Source organism: Jeotgalicoccus sp. S0W5, assembly GCF_011634875.1.
Classification (GTDB): Bacteria; Bacillota; Bacilli; order Staphylococcales; family Salinicoccaceae; genus Jeotgalicoccus; species Jeotgalicoccus marinus.
This window is the reverse complement of record NZ_SIRQ01000003.1, coordinates 138,164-153,608: the sequence shown is the minus strand read 5'-3', so window position 1 is coordinate 153,608 and position 15,445 is coordinate 138,164. Positions and strand designations below refer to the sequence as shown.

Genomic DNA, 15,445 nt, shown 5'->3' with positions numbered 1-15,445 from the left:
TTAGACAGTTAGTGAAATAGCCCCTCAGACTTCACTTTTATAGTGACTTTTTAGGGGCTTTTTCGAATGATTACCTTAACGTGTTATTAATTTGTAGTATATATATTGAATCAAATTCCACTAAAAATTTCATCAAATATTTTTAACGTTTTAACTTTTACTTGAGGACTATGTCCCCTAGCCGCATCACTATACAATCGATAACTTACTTTTCCGTCATCAAAGCCATTCTCCTCAAATTGCTTTTTAAATGGTCCATAATGGTACTTCATATCAAAACTGCATTTATTGTTTTGATAATAATAAATTCTAGGGACATTGTCATATTTTAGCATTGCATCAATCATTGATACTCTTTCAGGAAAATCTCTATTAATCTCTTCTACTGTCATTCCATCTAAAGCTTTTTCACGTAAGCTATCAACGTATGATTGATAATAATTAAATATGTTTGTTTGTGGGTTATCAATAACTGCAAAAGAATCCTTATGCATTGTTGCCATAATTACAGACATTAAGCCACCCATTGAAGATCCATAGTACATGGTATTATTAGCTTTGATTCCTAATATATCAGCAATCTTTTTTATTATTACAACATAATCTTTTAAAAAATGTCGGTCTCTATTACCAACACCCCAACCTATTTTAAGATTGTTACCGTGTATAGTTCTATCATCTATGTATATAGAATTATATTTTATTTCATCTTTCCATTTTGATCGCATATATACAGGTGGACTTTTCTTTTTTTGATCTAATGCCCCTCCTGACAACGCTATCAGTTTGTCACTTCCTTCAACTATATTCACTAGAAAAAAGAAAGATTCTTCATTGTGTACTATTTCCATTCCCTGTCCGTTATTTTCTACTAATAACTCTTTACTTAACTCTTCATATTTAATCAAAAAATCACTCTCCTATGATTAATATAATTATTTATTCAATGATTTGTACATTTAAATATACCATATAATTATTATCAATATTCATAAGAAAAATTTCGATTAGACACTTTACTTAGTAGATATCTTCAACAGTTCATCCAATATGTCAAAGAAATAGCAGAAAAATAGGTAATCATAACTATAACTTCAGTCATGAATACCTATATACTAGAATTATTGATTTACGTATATTTCAGATAATTCAACATAGAATTTTTCATATAAAGCAGTCCTTCTTCTATCGAATTTAAAATAGGTTTTTAAGTATGTATCACTGTTTTCTATTTCATACGAATTTGATGTGTCATTCATAAATTGATCTCTTGCAACAACTGCCCTAAAATAATCTTTAGAAGGCGTTGTTGTAGGTCCATAAGTTGGAAATACTGCAATTCCTAACATAGGATATGAGTTTATCTCAATTACTTTCGGTGATACATCTTCAAATGATGACAACATAAGGTCCACACCCGCTGTATAAAAACCTGGTATGCTTGCCACTGCATTCAATGCCGTTTCTTTATTTCATCTCCAACAAGATCAGTAACGTTTATTAATTCCCCACCATAACTGAAATTCGACACAGAATTTAAAAGTATATACTCGTCTTTTTTGGGAACGTAATCTAATGATAACTGTTGTGATCTTAAAAATTCAATTATTACAGATGTAGTTTTAATTTTAGCTAGTGATAGAACTTTACAAATATTTCTTTCTTCATTTTTTATATCGATAAGATTTTCTATGCTATGTTTACCATCACCTTTGACAAAAGGTGGAACCCTAACGGTTACTGAATTTAAATGCCCCTCTATTACTGTTGCTCTGGCTTCAAATCCTTCTAAATAATCCTGAACAATTACTTTATTTAAATTTTTTTGAGTATTCACTAGTTCTTTCCAATTAAATTCAAAACGATCTCTGGAAATATTGACTATTACACCCTTACCTAGACTACCAGAATAAGGTTTAATCACAGCTTTTGAATTTATATTATTACTAAAAAATACTTCTTTAGCCTGTAGCATTTCATCTATACTATAAACTTTTGATCTGGGTGTAGGTATATCAAACTTATTTAGTAGTTGTTCGGCTGATAATTTATTAACTAGTATTCTATTTCCTAATCTACCGTTTGAAAGGTATCTAGGAGGTTGTACTCTCGTTATACTAGTACCATTTTTTCTCAATATATCAATAGTCTTTTGATAATTATATTTTGCAGAATTTAATTTATAATTAAATTTAATACTTTTAAGTGCTTCTATATGCATCGCAGGTAGATTATAGTTCACTTTGTTTTTATAAATATTTTTTCATAAGGAATATTATTATAAATGTATTCCAAATCATTATTATTCAATTCTTTGCCTCCAAAAAAGCACCATAACTAAGAAAGTTATGGTACAAATATTTCAATAAATTCTATTGCTCTGTCAGACTTATGTTTTCTTCGAATGAATTATGATAGCTCACTCTAATAGAATCTGCACCTTCAACTTGATTGATTGGGCCACTAGAAGTTTGTACTGTTTCTAAGAACTCTCCATTACTAAAGTATGACACGTATGCTCCAATGTTTAACTCATAATGGGAAGATGAATCATATGGTAATTCAGGAGTGACTTTATAATCTGGACTACCTTTTAATTCTCCAGCGAAATTAACCCATCCCGCTTCAGAATTTTCTATATCTAGAAGATTATCTCCGGATTCTGAAATTGACTCAGTTCCTTCTTCTGAAGTTTCTGTCTCATCTGTTGAATCAGTAGTATCTGCAGATGTTTCTTCTGTTGTAGTATCTTCAGATGTTGTTTCTTCAGAACTCTCATTTTCATCACTACACGCTGCTAAAAACAATAGGGTTGAACTAAGTAATAAAAAAGTTTTAAATTTCATAGAACTTCATCTCCTAGTAAGAAAATTTAAATACAATTTAATATTATCAAACAATACAAGCAAAATGTTACTAATTTTTAATATTTCCGATAATCGTTGATAGTGTCTTTTGCTTTCTGAATAAATATTTATACCTATTTATCAAAATATTAAATTCAAATTCGTTTAAGTTGTTTATATCCAACTGATTATTAATAATTTTTTGCTCTAAAACAAGTGAAGAAAATATATATTTAAGTGGTGACTGTGGTTCTCCTATATAGGGATAGTAATTCAGCTGTAAAGCTGGCGCCTTATTGACTTCAAGTATCGTGGGAGTTTCAGTTTCTAAACTATCAATCAATACATCCACACCAGCAGTATGAATCCCAGGGATTGCGATTACTGCATCTTGGGCTGTTTTAAGAATTTTGTCATTCAATAAATGTGTGACTACTATATTTTCTCCACCATTCACAAGATTCGAGATTGGGTATGTAATGCACAATTCATTTTCCTTTAAGACCGTATCTAAATTTTGTTGCTTTGAAGACAAGTAATCTATAACCTTCTCATCTTGCTTTAAATCCTTATTTCTAAAATATTCATTCGATGATCTAATTTTATTCTTTTCATTTATCAAATCAGCAATTGTATTGTTTCCATCACCAATAACATAAGGCGGTGTCCTTAAAGTTGCAGATAACACCTTGCCTTCAACTACGATTACCCTCACTTCAAATCCAGTAACCATGTCTTGTATAAGAACTTTTGGATACTTAACTTTGCGTTGCTTCTGTATTGAGACACATTGTTCCCAAACTTCCCTGAAATTATCTGTAGTTACATCTACAAACACACCTCTGCCATTAGCCAAGTTTATCGGTTTAACAACTTTAGGACTAGGATTATCAACCAAGTATTCCATTCCTTTTTCAAACTGATTAGCTGATAATTTAATTGAATTTGTAGTCGGTACATTAGCAAGCTTTAAGAATTTTTCCGTTAACATTTTGTCATTTGAAATTTTAAAACCAAACATACTATTGTTGTTATAAAAATTTTTACTGTACTTAAAGTAATCATCTTTTGTATAGAAAATTTTCAAACGTTCTTTTTGCTTATAAATATATGGTTCAAACTTTATTTCTAATTCATTCAATTCATTTTTAGTAACTTCAAACAAATCTTGAGTAATATCCGTCCCATAATCATTTTTTGGTAAAGTACTAACTTTTGACAATATTTCGCTTAGTATCTTCTCATTCATATCATTACCCCGAATCTGATGTTATATGATCTCTATAAAGTTATATCTTAAGTTTAACAAATTAACCATTAATATTGTTTACTATAAATGATTAATTGAGAATTTATTCAACAAAAAATAAGAACCAATAAGGTTCTTATTTAATGTCCACTTTAATTCTACCTGCATCCACCCAAGTTTTAGTGGTAAAGTTCGCCATATATACGATATTGATAACAAGCGGTTTTCTACCTAAAGAAAAATCAATTCCTTTGTTCAAATCAAGTATATCGTAGACCTTTATATCATTTTCTTGTTTTACTATAACATTTATTTTGTTCTTTGCTTTTGTGTTTCTATAAAAGCTATTTAATGTAATAGTTCTAATACTGTTATTTTCAATATCTTCATGTTCAAGTGAAAAACTATAAGAATCATAAATATTTACTAAATTACCATCTGGTTTTATTATCAGTGAATCTCCATCTTGATTAAAGACTGTTTTATTAATTTCTTTAAGTTTAACCTTGTTAACAACCAAACTTTCAAAATGATCTTCTTCATCCGTCAAAGTTTCTTTATTTTTAACAGGTGAGGCTGAATTAATTCCAAATTGTAAAAGTACTGGCCAGTAATTTTCAATGATTTCTTTATATAAATCAAAATCTCTTTTTTCTTGAGTTGGTGGACTCTGAATAAAATCAATCATCTTTCTACAGTTGGTAAATATAAATTCTTCAGTTTCTGGATCTGTTTCTAAGGTCAGCATGCTATGCCAGTTTCCCATCCGTGATTCTAAATGGAACAAATCAAAATAATGCCTGCCTTTGGTTACACCTTCATTAATTAAGTTTCTTTCAAAATATGCTTCTACTTCCTGATCGAAATCAGCATGGTCAAAGAATCTCTGTGGTAAGCCATGAACACATTTTTTATAAAAGTCAAATGTATCTTCCTGTTGGTCTAAATCTGAAGGGAAATCAGCTTTACCCATACCGAAAACAGTAGATTTCACATGTATAGCTTTATTATATTTTTTGTTTTTATAATAGTTGGCTAAGGCATAAGCATGCTTAGAATTATAAATTTTATTTAACTCTTTAATCTCATCTTTTGATGGAGTATAATGAGACAATTTAATTATACTATGATTCCATCCTAAATAATCTCTCATATCAGTTGTGATTTTTTCATCGATTTTATATATTTTTTTTGCCATTTTTGTCGCTAATCTTTTTCTCGATTGAGTGTAAGTTAGATATTCCATTTCGTTGCTAAAGTCTCGAGTTAAAGCTGCTGATACTCGTGAATCAATACCTGCTGTCACTGATACAAATTTATCGTTATTTATATTCTCTAAATAAATTCTACTTTGATCTAGATAAGGTTTCATTTCCTTGAATACTTCTTGACTTGATTGTCTAATTAAGTTCTCTCTCGGATAAAACCTTGTAAACTCAAAATTTGTGTAATCAAGAAACAGACTAGGGTTAAACTTATATATATCTTTAAATCTAGTAAAGTCTAATTCAGTGTGAAATCCAGGACTTCTTTGTTCCACTTCAATTTCATATACAGCTAAAATTTCTTTTAATAATGAATCATGAGAAGCCAAAGTTTTACTATCCTCATGGTATACCAATGGTCTCAATTGTGACGCATCACTGTAAATTTTTACTGTAGAATTAATTTGAATTATAAAGTTGTACCTACCATTGATAAAATCCAATTCTTCTTCTAAATTATCAGTATTTAAAATATCCAATAATATATCTTTAGAATCTTTATTTCCATCCCTAATATCGAAACAATAGCCAATCATAGTGATAGAATCATTACCATCTTGAACTTGTGTAATATCAACAGCTTCATCATAGTATAGTTTAATTTTCTCTATGCTTACAGATTTAAACTGAGATAGAACACTATCTAAGTTCCACTCACTAATCACATAACTTGAATTATATTTTAATTCATTAATCCTCATTATTGCACCCCGTAATCAAATTACCCATCTATTTATTGTACTTTTTCTAATAATTTTCTAGAGTATTTATCTTTTAATAAAGAAAAATTATAGATGTTTTTCAACATACTAATTTTATCAGAATCGATATCGATTTTATTATTAATTTCACTCTTTAATTTAAGTATTTTTAATAAATCTTTAAAGGGTTCTTTTGGCTCACCTTTTAAAGGTAAATGATGCATCGTATGGTTGGCGTTAGTATTGATTTCTATTATATAAGCTTCTTCCTTTGTAAAATCCTCTGTCATCATATCAACGCCACCACTATAAAAACCAGGAATTGATGCTATAGAGTTTAGAGCCATTTCTTTAATTTCATCTGAAACTATATCAGTGATATCTATACTTTCTCCACCTAACGTTAAATTAGAAATATCACTTAACAAGTAAACTTCATCTTTACAAAGGATACTTTGCAAATTTTTATTACTTTTTTCTAGTCTATTCAAAAGTTTATTATCAATTGGAATCAATTTCTTTTGAAAATATTTGATTAAAGATCTATCCTCATTTTTCTTATTAATAAGTGATTCAATTGTATTTTTACCATCACCTACTACATGAGCTGGTAATCGAAGCGTTGCTGCAGAAACTTGGCCCTCTATTACAGATACTCTAACATCGAAACCGCTAACAAAACGTTGTATGATACAAGTAGGATCTTTCACTCTACTCTTTCTTTGTGCATATATAGAAGCATTCCAGGCATTAACAAAGTTATCACTAGAAACATTCAATTCAATGCCCGTTCCACCTGCTAAAGACAATGGTTTTAGCACATAAGTATGTTCTGGATTATCATCTACATACGCTTTAGCTTCCTTAAATTCCGTTACTGTAAATATCTTTGAGTGAAGGCTTAAAAAACCTTGATCTTCTAAGTATTTTTCCAGTTTGAATTTATCTCTACATAAATTAAATGCTTCCTTACCAGTACTTGAAACTCTTAATCCTTTCAAACTACCAATCATTACTTGTCCATCATAAAAACGAGTAATTTTTAGTTTTCTATCTCTCCTAATACTTAAGCCTAATTCTTTTGCATAACTATCCAAGAAGTCAGTTGTGACATTTTTTGAACTATTATAATAATTATTCTCAACTTCATTATATTTAAGTATTGTCTGTTCTAACAAGTTATTCATAAATTTCGCCCCATTACAATATACAAGTAGCAATACTGCTACTTGTATTCCAGTCTAGCCTGATTTAAGTATTCCTGAACCTCTATTTCATATTTTGGATTAAATGGCTCATATAAATCTATAATATCTAAAAATCTAAGTACTGCCTCAGGTTTATCTTGTTCAGCTACTCGCTCTAGTCTAGGCATATACCATTTTCTAACATAGAAACTCAATCTTTCTTCTAAGTATACATCAAGTAGGTCATATTTTTTCAAGAATGGAATTCTTTCTAATTCAAGAGCATAGTATTTGTCAAAAAATGTCTTAGAAACAGTATTTGTTACACTTCCTGACACAGCTGCATAATAAACATGAATGAATTTATCAATGCCTTGAATACTATTACAATTTAAAACTAATTCCTGGAAGAACATAGTATCTTGACCTGCGGCACCTTCTACCATGATCAAATCATTATCGATTATAATAGATCGTTTAACAATTAATGCCTGGATACTCTGTACCCTCATTGCAGCTCTTACCATATACTCCTTCGGATCTGAAATGAAGAGTTTACCAAAGTTATACTTCTTGATCGTTCCTGTATACTTACCCGCAGTACGTTTATCACTATCTTCCTTAATAATATTACCTACTACCATATCTACATCTTTTTCTTTAATTAAGTTTAACATTTGATGGAAACCATCACCTGTCGCTTCATTGTCCGGATCAAGATAAGTAATAAAATCAGTTGTTGCTAACCTAGCACCTTTATTTCTTGGCCTTGAGGCACTTCCTGAACCATTCTCGAATTCATAATAGACTATGTCAGGATGACGTCTAAGAATACGATTTATAATTTTAATCGTGGTTTCATCTGTACTACCATCATTTACAAAAATAATCTCCATTTTATCAAAACTACTTGAGCGTTTTAAGCTAGCAAAACACTTTTCTTCTAAATATGTACCATTATTATGAATGGGAACAATCACACTAAGCTCTTTCTTGGTTTCACTAAATTTATCAGAACCAATGTCATCTACTTTTAGTGTTATCTCCTGATTATCTAAGTTATACCCATTTTCAATGTTAACAAAATCTTCAAGTGAATTAATAACAGTAGTATCATACATCGTTTTGAATTTTTCTTTGGAGTATTGAACATAGTTATGCGGTTGTATGTCATCTTGTTTAGAGACAAAATTTACATCTGTATATTTAAAAGCCGAATAGAGTTCTTCTAAATAATATTCTTCGTATGAATAATCTTTCCCAAAAAATGTAATAAAGTCATACTGCTTAACTACTTCCATATTCAAATCATTGAGAAGTATAGATTTTTTACTATCGAATATTTGTCTGTCGAAATCACCTTCTGAAGACTCATTTTCCAGCACTACTAATACATTAGATTTTATAGAATTTACACTGATACCTATTGTATCAGCAATTTGCATAAGTCTATGGAAAGTAGTATGTTCTTTCATCACGGTTCTTATACTCTTCGCTTGAAGTTCTTTTAAGTCCGTTTCATTAGTATTATGAATCACTTTAAAATCATCCGGCGCATTTATCATACGCACATTTGGGAATTGATTATTGATACCAGTATTATAATTTGACAGTAGAATATTCCCAAATGCTTGTAATTCATATACTCTATTTGCAAACATTGTGTCTGAATATTTTACAGAGTTCATATTAATACTCCATCTAAATATCTTGTGTAGCTTCATTAAGAATTCATGATTTACCGGCGGTGTTAGATGAGGAATAAACTCTTCTGGGAATTGATATCTTGGATCTTGAAGTTCTAAATTTCTGTCAATAATTGTAAGCGGGACATTTTCTTTAATGATAGATTTAAAGAGCCTTGATGTTTCTGTCATTCTAACAGGATACTTAGTTAACCAACTTCCTGCAAAAAGCACTTCATCTTTATACTCATCTGAGATTTCGGTTCTTGTACCTACTGGGTTATGAATTAGCGGGTTAACACCAAACTGAAGCACGTCAACATTTTCATTGTCTGTATACTTTTTATAGAGTCTTACCATTTCTTCTGCACTAGTAAAAACATACTGGCAATGTTTAGCTAAGCTTTTGAATAAGTTATAGTTAACCGGGTCTTCTTTTGAATAAAATACAGTTGGTATCCCTCGATTGTTATATTCTTTTGCTAAGTCAATCATTTGTCTTCTAATTGGTCCATTTGCACTTGAAGACCCTATCCAACTTTGATCAATGCCTCTCCAGGTTGTTGCAAAGATAACGAAATCATAATCTTTATAATTAAAACGGTCATGTCTTGATATGTACTCTACATTCGCTACATCTTTAAAAGAATTGTAAAGAAATTCATCCGCAATTAAGCCAACATATAAGTTTAACTTTTTAAAAACACGACTACCATTACTATTTGGTATAGCATCTACAACATCTTTAAACTTATTCAATGCCTGGTCTCTTTTTAAATCTTTTACCTTTAAATAATAAAATGGATCTGAATCTTGTTTGAATAAGTAATTCGGACTATATTCATGTATGTTTACACTCGGATTTAAAGTATTAATCATGTCATTTAATGTTTTATCAAAGTCTGAGTCTAATTCTCTATAATACTTGTCCAGTGCATGTCTAAGCTCATCTCTTTCCATTAGTCACACTCTTTCATTTAAAGAATTTTCTCATCCCTGATTTTTGTTGCTTTAACTGTTTATACTTTGCGTCTAAATTTGTAAGTTTATCTTCTACCAATTCCATACGTGCTTTATATTTGTCTCTTTGCGATTCAACCCTATCTTTATAATCAAGTTGATGTTCTAAACGATTATTTGCTAACTTAATCTCATTTTGAGTCTGTCTTAATTTTCTTCTAAGATCGAGATTTTCATTCTTTACTGATTTTAGTTCTTCTTTTATTTCTTTTACATTATCGCCTGAGTTTTTACTTCCGGACAATGATAAATATTTACTTACTTCAGTATTATTTAAGTAGTCTTTTGCACCAATAATAGTCTTGAGCATATCGATAGATTTTTGTTTTGATTCTTCAACACTATAAAATAAATCATCATATTTTAATTGTTCTAATGACTTTTCCTTTTTAGTTATATGAGGAATATCTATAGACCTTAATGCATCTAGTCTTGTCCAATACGTGTTACCCTGGATAATGACACTAGCAATGCCATGTTTAAAGAAAGCTGCATTTAACAAACCATTTTTAAATTCAGGAACATTAGAGACTGGATTATTTAATTTACTATTAGTATAAATCTCTGTTTCATCAATATTATCTTCATTTATAGGTAGCTTTAAATCTATTAATGGGTCTAAATACTCTGCTTTGTGAAAACCATGAAATTTATTCTTCAGGAAAACACTATAATATTTCTCTTTTTCATAAGTGATTTCTGATTTTATAGTGAGCATATTATCTTTAAAATGAGAAATAAAATCTTTTTCGATACCCATTTTTTGATTAAGCTCATTTGGTTGGAAGGACGACTCTAAAACCTTATATAACTCATCGTGAAATCTGAAAATCTGTATTGAATCTTCTAGATTTATCCATCCTAACTCTTTATCTTCATATTGAACTAAATGCCAGATTTCATTCTCTTTTTTTTCTTGACTTACTGAAGTTACTATTTTGTATAGATATTCATCAATATTTTCAGTTTTCTCATCATTGTATAGGCTTTTATAAATTTGCTTATCAGTTTCTATGAGAATGAACATCTTTGGGTAGACAATACTATTTAATTGATTTTCCAAAGCACTTACTCCTCCCTAAACATAAATATCGATTGTTTGGTCATTAATATTAATTTGTAGTTTCTTATCATTTATCTGTATATCAAGGTTTTCTACCACTCTATCATCATAAACTGATGTTATGAAAACATTAGAATTAGTAGTACTTCTTTTGAATTCAAGTTGCTGCGTTTCTTTTACTTTTGCAAAACCAGCACTATTTACTGCCACAGGTTTATTCTTATCACCTTTGATAATTCTACTTTGATCTACATCTAGGTATTGTTTCACTACCATTTCTTCCCCATCGGAAGTCAACCTATAACCATTATCAATGTTATCTATATCCACGGCTGTAGCCAGATTAAACTTTTGAACCAGGTTAAGAGGATTCTCATTATCTGTATCTAAGTTATCCAATAATATTAGTATTGGATAATCCTTTAATTGTACAACTGTTCTTGTAAGTTCTGAGGAACACCCAGTGTAATCACCATGTCTTCCTTTAACAAGGGTAAATGATTGATTATCATGATAACTCTCAAAAACAATTTTACGATTATATCTATTCTCTAAGTGGATATTATAATTGAAATCTTCTAAGTAAAAAGTGCTATGTGCGCTTTGTGAGGTAATATAAGTTCTAGTTTTATTTCTAGTATAACTATACTTCCCCGGATCAACAAAAAAGTCTTTATTTTTATAATTTAACGTAATGCTTAAATCATCTTTATGTTTATGGACCCTCGAAGAGTAACCAGTAATAAAGGTAACAAAGAATGGTGAAGGATATTCATATTGAAGAATTGATATGCCTGCTTCTATATCATATATATTTTTGTATTGCTTCGTTCTAGGTTGCTTATCTGATCCAGAATCACCGATACTTGACAATCGTTGATTAGGCTTTGTTACTAAAGGAATGTATTCTTTAGCTAATTTTAAATAGTTTACAACATGTTCACCTAAACTATTATCTTTCTTATTTAAATAAGCTTCTATTTCATTATACATTCTCACTACCATTGTATGATACTGTGGTGAGTTTTCTAGGTGAATTCCTTGTGAACTAAAACTGTACCAAAATGTATTAATTGCACGAGACTTCCCTTTAATGATAGAACTTTCATCACCTAAGATATAGCCCAAAATCATTAAAGATCGATCCATCATTAATCCGTGATTATTAAACTTATATATATCATCATTACTCATGATTTCACTATGTTTTTTTAGTAGATTCATCCATAAGTTTTCATCAATATCCCTTTTGAGTTGGTTTGCAAGATAAATATACTGGATTAATGCTTGTGTTCTATTGGCTGTAGTATGATCATACCAAATCATGGGATTATCATCGTCAATTTCTGTATGTTTGATCCAAGAATTAATAATTTCCTCTGCCTTATTAAAATATTCAATTTCTTTAGTTGCTTCATAAGCTAACATTAGTTCTACTGTTACCCTTAATGAATGGAGGTACAATGTATAACTATTACCGTATTTTTCACTCTTTTTTACAGTCCAAATTTTGTCATTAAAGGTCGTAGAATTAAAACCGGGAAAAGGAACTATTTTATTATTCAAAGCGTATTTTGCAATACTGTGTTTACGCTTTTTTATGTCAAATAATCTAAATACATCATTCTCATTTATTTTCAAATTTTCATTTACCAAAATCTCTCACCCTAGTTTATTAATATCAATACATGTTACTAATTTATTATAACAAAAATCACACAAGATTTATTGTATAATAAAGGACTCTCTGGAAGTAGTCTTTCAGAGAGTCCTTTATATTTCTATGCATTGTAATTTACTTCTTTTTCAAGCTTTTCAAGTGTGTGTTTAATATCTTCTTCAAATTCAGGTTCATACTTATCATATAAATGAATTATATCTAAGAATTTTGTAACTGCCTGATGTCTATTTTCTTCATCAACACGATTGAGTCTTAGTAAATACCATGATCTGATATATGGATTAAACCTCACATCCAAATAAACATCCATTAATCCGTATTTCTCTAGGTACGGTATTCTTTCCGTCTCAAGTTTATAATACTTATCGAAGAACTTATGAGATACTGTGTTTGTAACACTCCCTGTTACTGCTGCATAGTAGACGTGAATATATTTATTCACTCCAAGAATTGCCTTTGAATTCAGGACAAGTTCTTGATAGAACATTGTATCCTGTCCAGCAGCACCTTCTACCATGATAATATCATTATCAATAATTACTGATTTTTTAACAATTAGAGCTTGTATACTCTGTACACGAAGATCTGAGCGAACTAAAAATTCTTTTGGATCTGTAACCATCATTCTATTCTTATTCGCTCGTTTTAGAATATTTGTATACTTTCCTTCGTTCTTACGGTAACTATCTTCTTTAATTATATTCCCAACAACCATATCTACATCATTTTTCTTAAAACTTTCTAATAAGAAATGATATCCGTCTCCAAGTGCTTCGTTATCAGGATCTAGATATGTGATCAAATCAGTTGAAGCAATTCGAGCACCTTGGTTACGTGGTTTAGAAGCACTACCTGAACCTGTTTCATTTTCAACATAAACTATATCGGGATGACGTCTTCTAATTCTATTTATAACTTTTAAAGTTAATTCATCTGTCGTTCCATCATTAATAAAGATGATTTCCATTTTATCAAAACTACTTGATCGTTTCAGACTGGCAAAGCACTTTTCTTCTAAATACGTTCCATTATTATGGATTGGGACAATCACACTTAACTCTTTCTCTTGTACATCCTCTGTTCCAGGTAGGTCCTCAACATTGAGAATTTCTATATGATCTAAATTATAACCATTTTCGAGATTTTCAATATCAGGGTTTTCTAAATATTTTTCAATATCAATCATTGATTTATATCTATCTGCTAAAGTCATTATATAGTTATGTGCCTCGGCGCTCTCGTCTTTAGTAACAAAATCAACGTCTACGTATTTAAAAACATTATACATATCATTCAAATAATATTCTTCATAAATATTTTCATCGCTAAAGAAAGTAATAAAGTCATACGAAGACAAGTTTGCATCTTCCAATTCTTCCTCTAAAATATATGACTTATTTTCATATATTTGTTGTTCAAAACTTTGTAAATTTTGTTCTGAATCATTGTTTAGTACAACTAGAATCTCATTAGGAATCGTTTCAAAATCTAAGCCGATTGTATTCGCTACTTGTTGTATTCTATGAAACGTTGTATGACCATTGTATACATTGCGAATTCCTTTAGCCTGTAGTTCAAGAAGATCTTTTTCTTTAGTATTATATATAACTTTGAAATCATCATCACTATGGACAAGTCGAACATTAGGGAAAAGATTATTAATACCTGTATTATAATTAGATAATAATATATTTCCGAAGGCCTGTAGTTCATATACTCGATTTGCAAACATGGTTTCAGAGTATTTCACAGAATTCATATTTATACTCCATCGAATCAACTTATGCAAATTCATAAGTTCATCATGTGGAACCGGTGGTGCCATTTTGGATAGATATTTCGAGGGGAATTGGTACCTCGGATTTCCTAAATTCAAGTTTCTATCTATAACTGTAAATGGAGCTTTTTCTCTCACTATAGCATCGAATAATTTCTTAGTTTCAGACATCCTCACAGGGTACTTTGTTAACCAGCTTCCAGCAAATAACACTTCATCTTTGAATTCATCAGCAGAAGCAGAACGTGTTCCAACTGGATTATGTATTAAAGGATTTACACCAAATTGCAATACATGCACATTGTCATTACCAGTATACGTCTTGTAATCTTTCACCATCTCCACAGCTGTAGTAAAGATATGTTGACAATGTTCTGCCAGAGACTTAAAGAGATGGTAGTTAACCGGGTCTTCTTTTGAATAAAAGATTGTAGGAATACCTTTATTATTATACTTTTCGACAAGTTCAATCATCTCTTGTCTTTTTTCATTATTAGGATGTGCAGAACCGTCCCAAGAATTATCTATCCCACGCCATGATGTAGCAAAAATCACAAAATCATAGTCTTTTAACTCTTGATTGTCCCTTGAAATATATTCAAAGTTTGCAACATCCTTAAAAGAATCATATAAGAATTCATCAGCAATAATACCAATGTTCAAATCTAATTTTTTAAAAATACGACTACCATTACTTTTCACTACTTCGTTTGAAGCTTCTTTAAACTTATCTAACGCTTCATAACGATTCATATCTTCAAATTTCAGCTCATAAAAAGGGTCAGCCTCAATTCTTTTTGAAAAGTTAGGGTTATATTCATTTGCTAAAATAGATGGATCTAAGTCATTAATTATTTGATTTAATGTGCCAGGGAAATTTTTATCGATCTTTTTATTATATTTCTTTAATTTTTTAGTTAGACTATGTCTGTCCACGTTTAAACCTCCACTCTTTAAAAACAAGTATTTTT

At 30.0% G+C, this 15,445-nt stretch carries 11 protein-coding genes; all 11 read right to left on the bottom strand.

The window, feature by feature from the left end:
* Window positions 1–110 precede the first annotated feature (110 nt).
* A complete protein-coding gene (locus EYB29_RS03095; protein WP_166626549.1) occupies window positions 111–908 on the bottom strand; it encodes a hypothetical protein in 798 nt (265 codons plus the stop codon).
* A 213-nt stretch (window positions 909–1,121) separates the two neighbouring features.
* A complete protein-coding gene (locus tag EYB29_RS03090) occupies window positions 1,122–1,448 on the bottom strand; it encodes a hypothetical protein (RefSeq protein ID WP_166626548.1) in 327 nt (108 codons plus the stop codon).
* 5 nt (window positions 1,449–1,453) lie between these two features.
* On the bottom strand, window positions 1,454–2,221 hold the full coding sequence (locus EYB29_RS03085; protein WP_166626547.1) for a hypothetical protein: 768 nt from the start codon (window positions 2,219–2,221) through the stop codon (window positions 1,454–1,456).
* Window positions 2,222–2,372: 151 nt separating this feature from the next.
* Entirely contained in the window at window positions 2,373–2,846 is a 474-nt protein-coding gene (locus EYB29_RS03080) for a hypothetical protein (protein ID WP_166626546.1), read from the bottom strand.
* A gap of 70 nt (window positions 2,847–2,916) precedes the next feature.
* The gene (locus tag EYB29_RS03075; RefSeq protein WP_166626545.1) at window positions 2,917–4,095 is read right to left on the bottom strand and encodes an ATP-grasp domain-containing protein; all 1,179 of its coding nucleotides are present in this window, start codon (window positions 4,093–4,095) and stop codon (window positions 2,917–2,919) included.
* A 136-nt stretch (window positions 4,096–4,231) separates the two neighbouring features.
* A complete protein-coding gene (locus EYB29_RS03070; protein ID WP_166626544.1) occupies window positions 4,232–6,061 on the bottom strand; it encodes a hypothetical protein in 1,830 nt (609 codons plus the stop codon).
* Between the two features lie 32 nt (window positions 6,062–6,093).
* Window positions 6,094–7,248, bottom strand: coding sequence for an ATP-grasp domain-containing protein (locus EYB29_RS03065; RefSeq protein ID WP_166626543.1), 1,155 nt, complete (start codon window positions 7,246–7,248; stop codon window positions 6,094–6,096).
* 38 nt (window positions 7,249–7,286) lie between these two features.
* Window positions 7,287–9,893 (bottom strand): glycosyltransferase, encoded by a 2,607-nt coding sequence (locus EYB29_RS03060; RefSeq protein ID WP_166626542.1) that lies wholly within the window; start codon window positions 9,891–9,893, stop codon window positions 7,287–7,289.
* A gap of 13 nt (window positions 9,894–9,906) precedes the next feature.
* Complete coding sequence (locus EYB29_RS03055; protein ID WP_166626541.1) at window positions 9,907–11,016, bottom strand: GW dipeptide domain-containing protein; 1,110 nt, start codon at window positions 11,014–11,016, stop codon at window positions 9,907–9,909.
* A gap of 15 nt (window positions 11,017–11,031) precedes the next feature.
* Entirely contained in the window at window positions 11,032–12,672 is a 1,641-nt protein-coding gene (locus tag EYB29_RS03050) for a heparinase II/III domain-containing protein (protein WP_166626540.1), read from the bottom strand.
* 125 nt (window positions 12,673–12,797) lie between these two features.
* Window positions 12,798–15,410 (bottom strand): glycosyltransferase, encoded by a 2,613-nt coding sequence (locus EYB29_RS03045; RefSeq protein WP_166626539.1) that lies wholly within the window; start codon window positions 15,408–15,410, stop codon window positions 12,798–12,800.
* Window positions 15,411–15,445: the final 35 nt, after the last annotated feature.

Coding starts and splice junctions, on each gene's coding strand:
- EYB29_RS03070 (WP_166626544.1), bottom strand. CDS start 6,061: ATGAGGATTAATGAATTAAAATATAATTCAAGTTATGTGATTAGTGAG.
- EYB29_RS03085 (WP_166626547.1), bottom strand. CDS start 2,221: ATGCATATAGAAGCACTTAAAAGTATTAAATTTAATTATAAATTAAAT.
- EYB29_RS03075 (WP_166626545.1), bottom strand. CDS start 4,095: ATGAATGAGAAGATACTAAGCGAAATATTGTCAAAAGTTAGTACTTTA.
- EYB29_RS03060 (WP_166626542.1), bottom strand. CDS start 9,893: ATGGAAAGAGATGAGCTTAGACATGCACTGGACAAGTATTATAGAGAA.
- EYB29_RS03080 (WP_166626546.1), bottom strand. CDS start 2,846: ATGAAATTTAAAACTTTTTTATTACTTAGTTCAACCCTATTGTTTTTA.
- EYB29_RS03065 (WP_166626543.1), bottom strand. CDS start 7,248: ATGAATAACTTGTTAGAACAGACAATACTTAAATATAATGAAGTTGAG.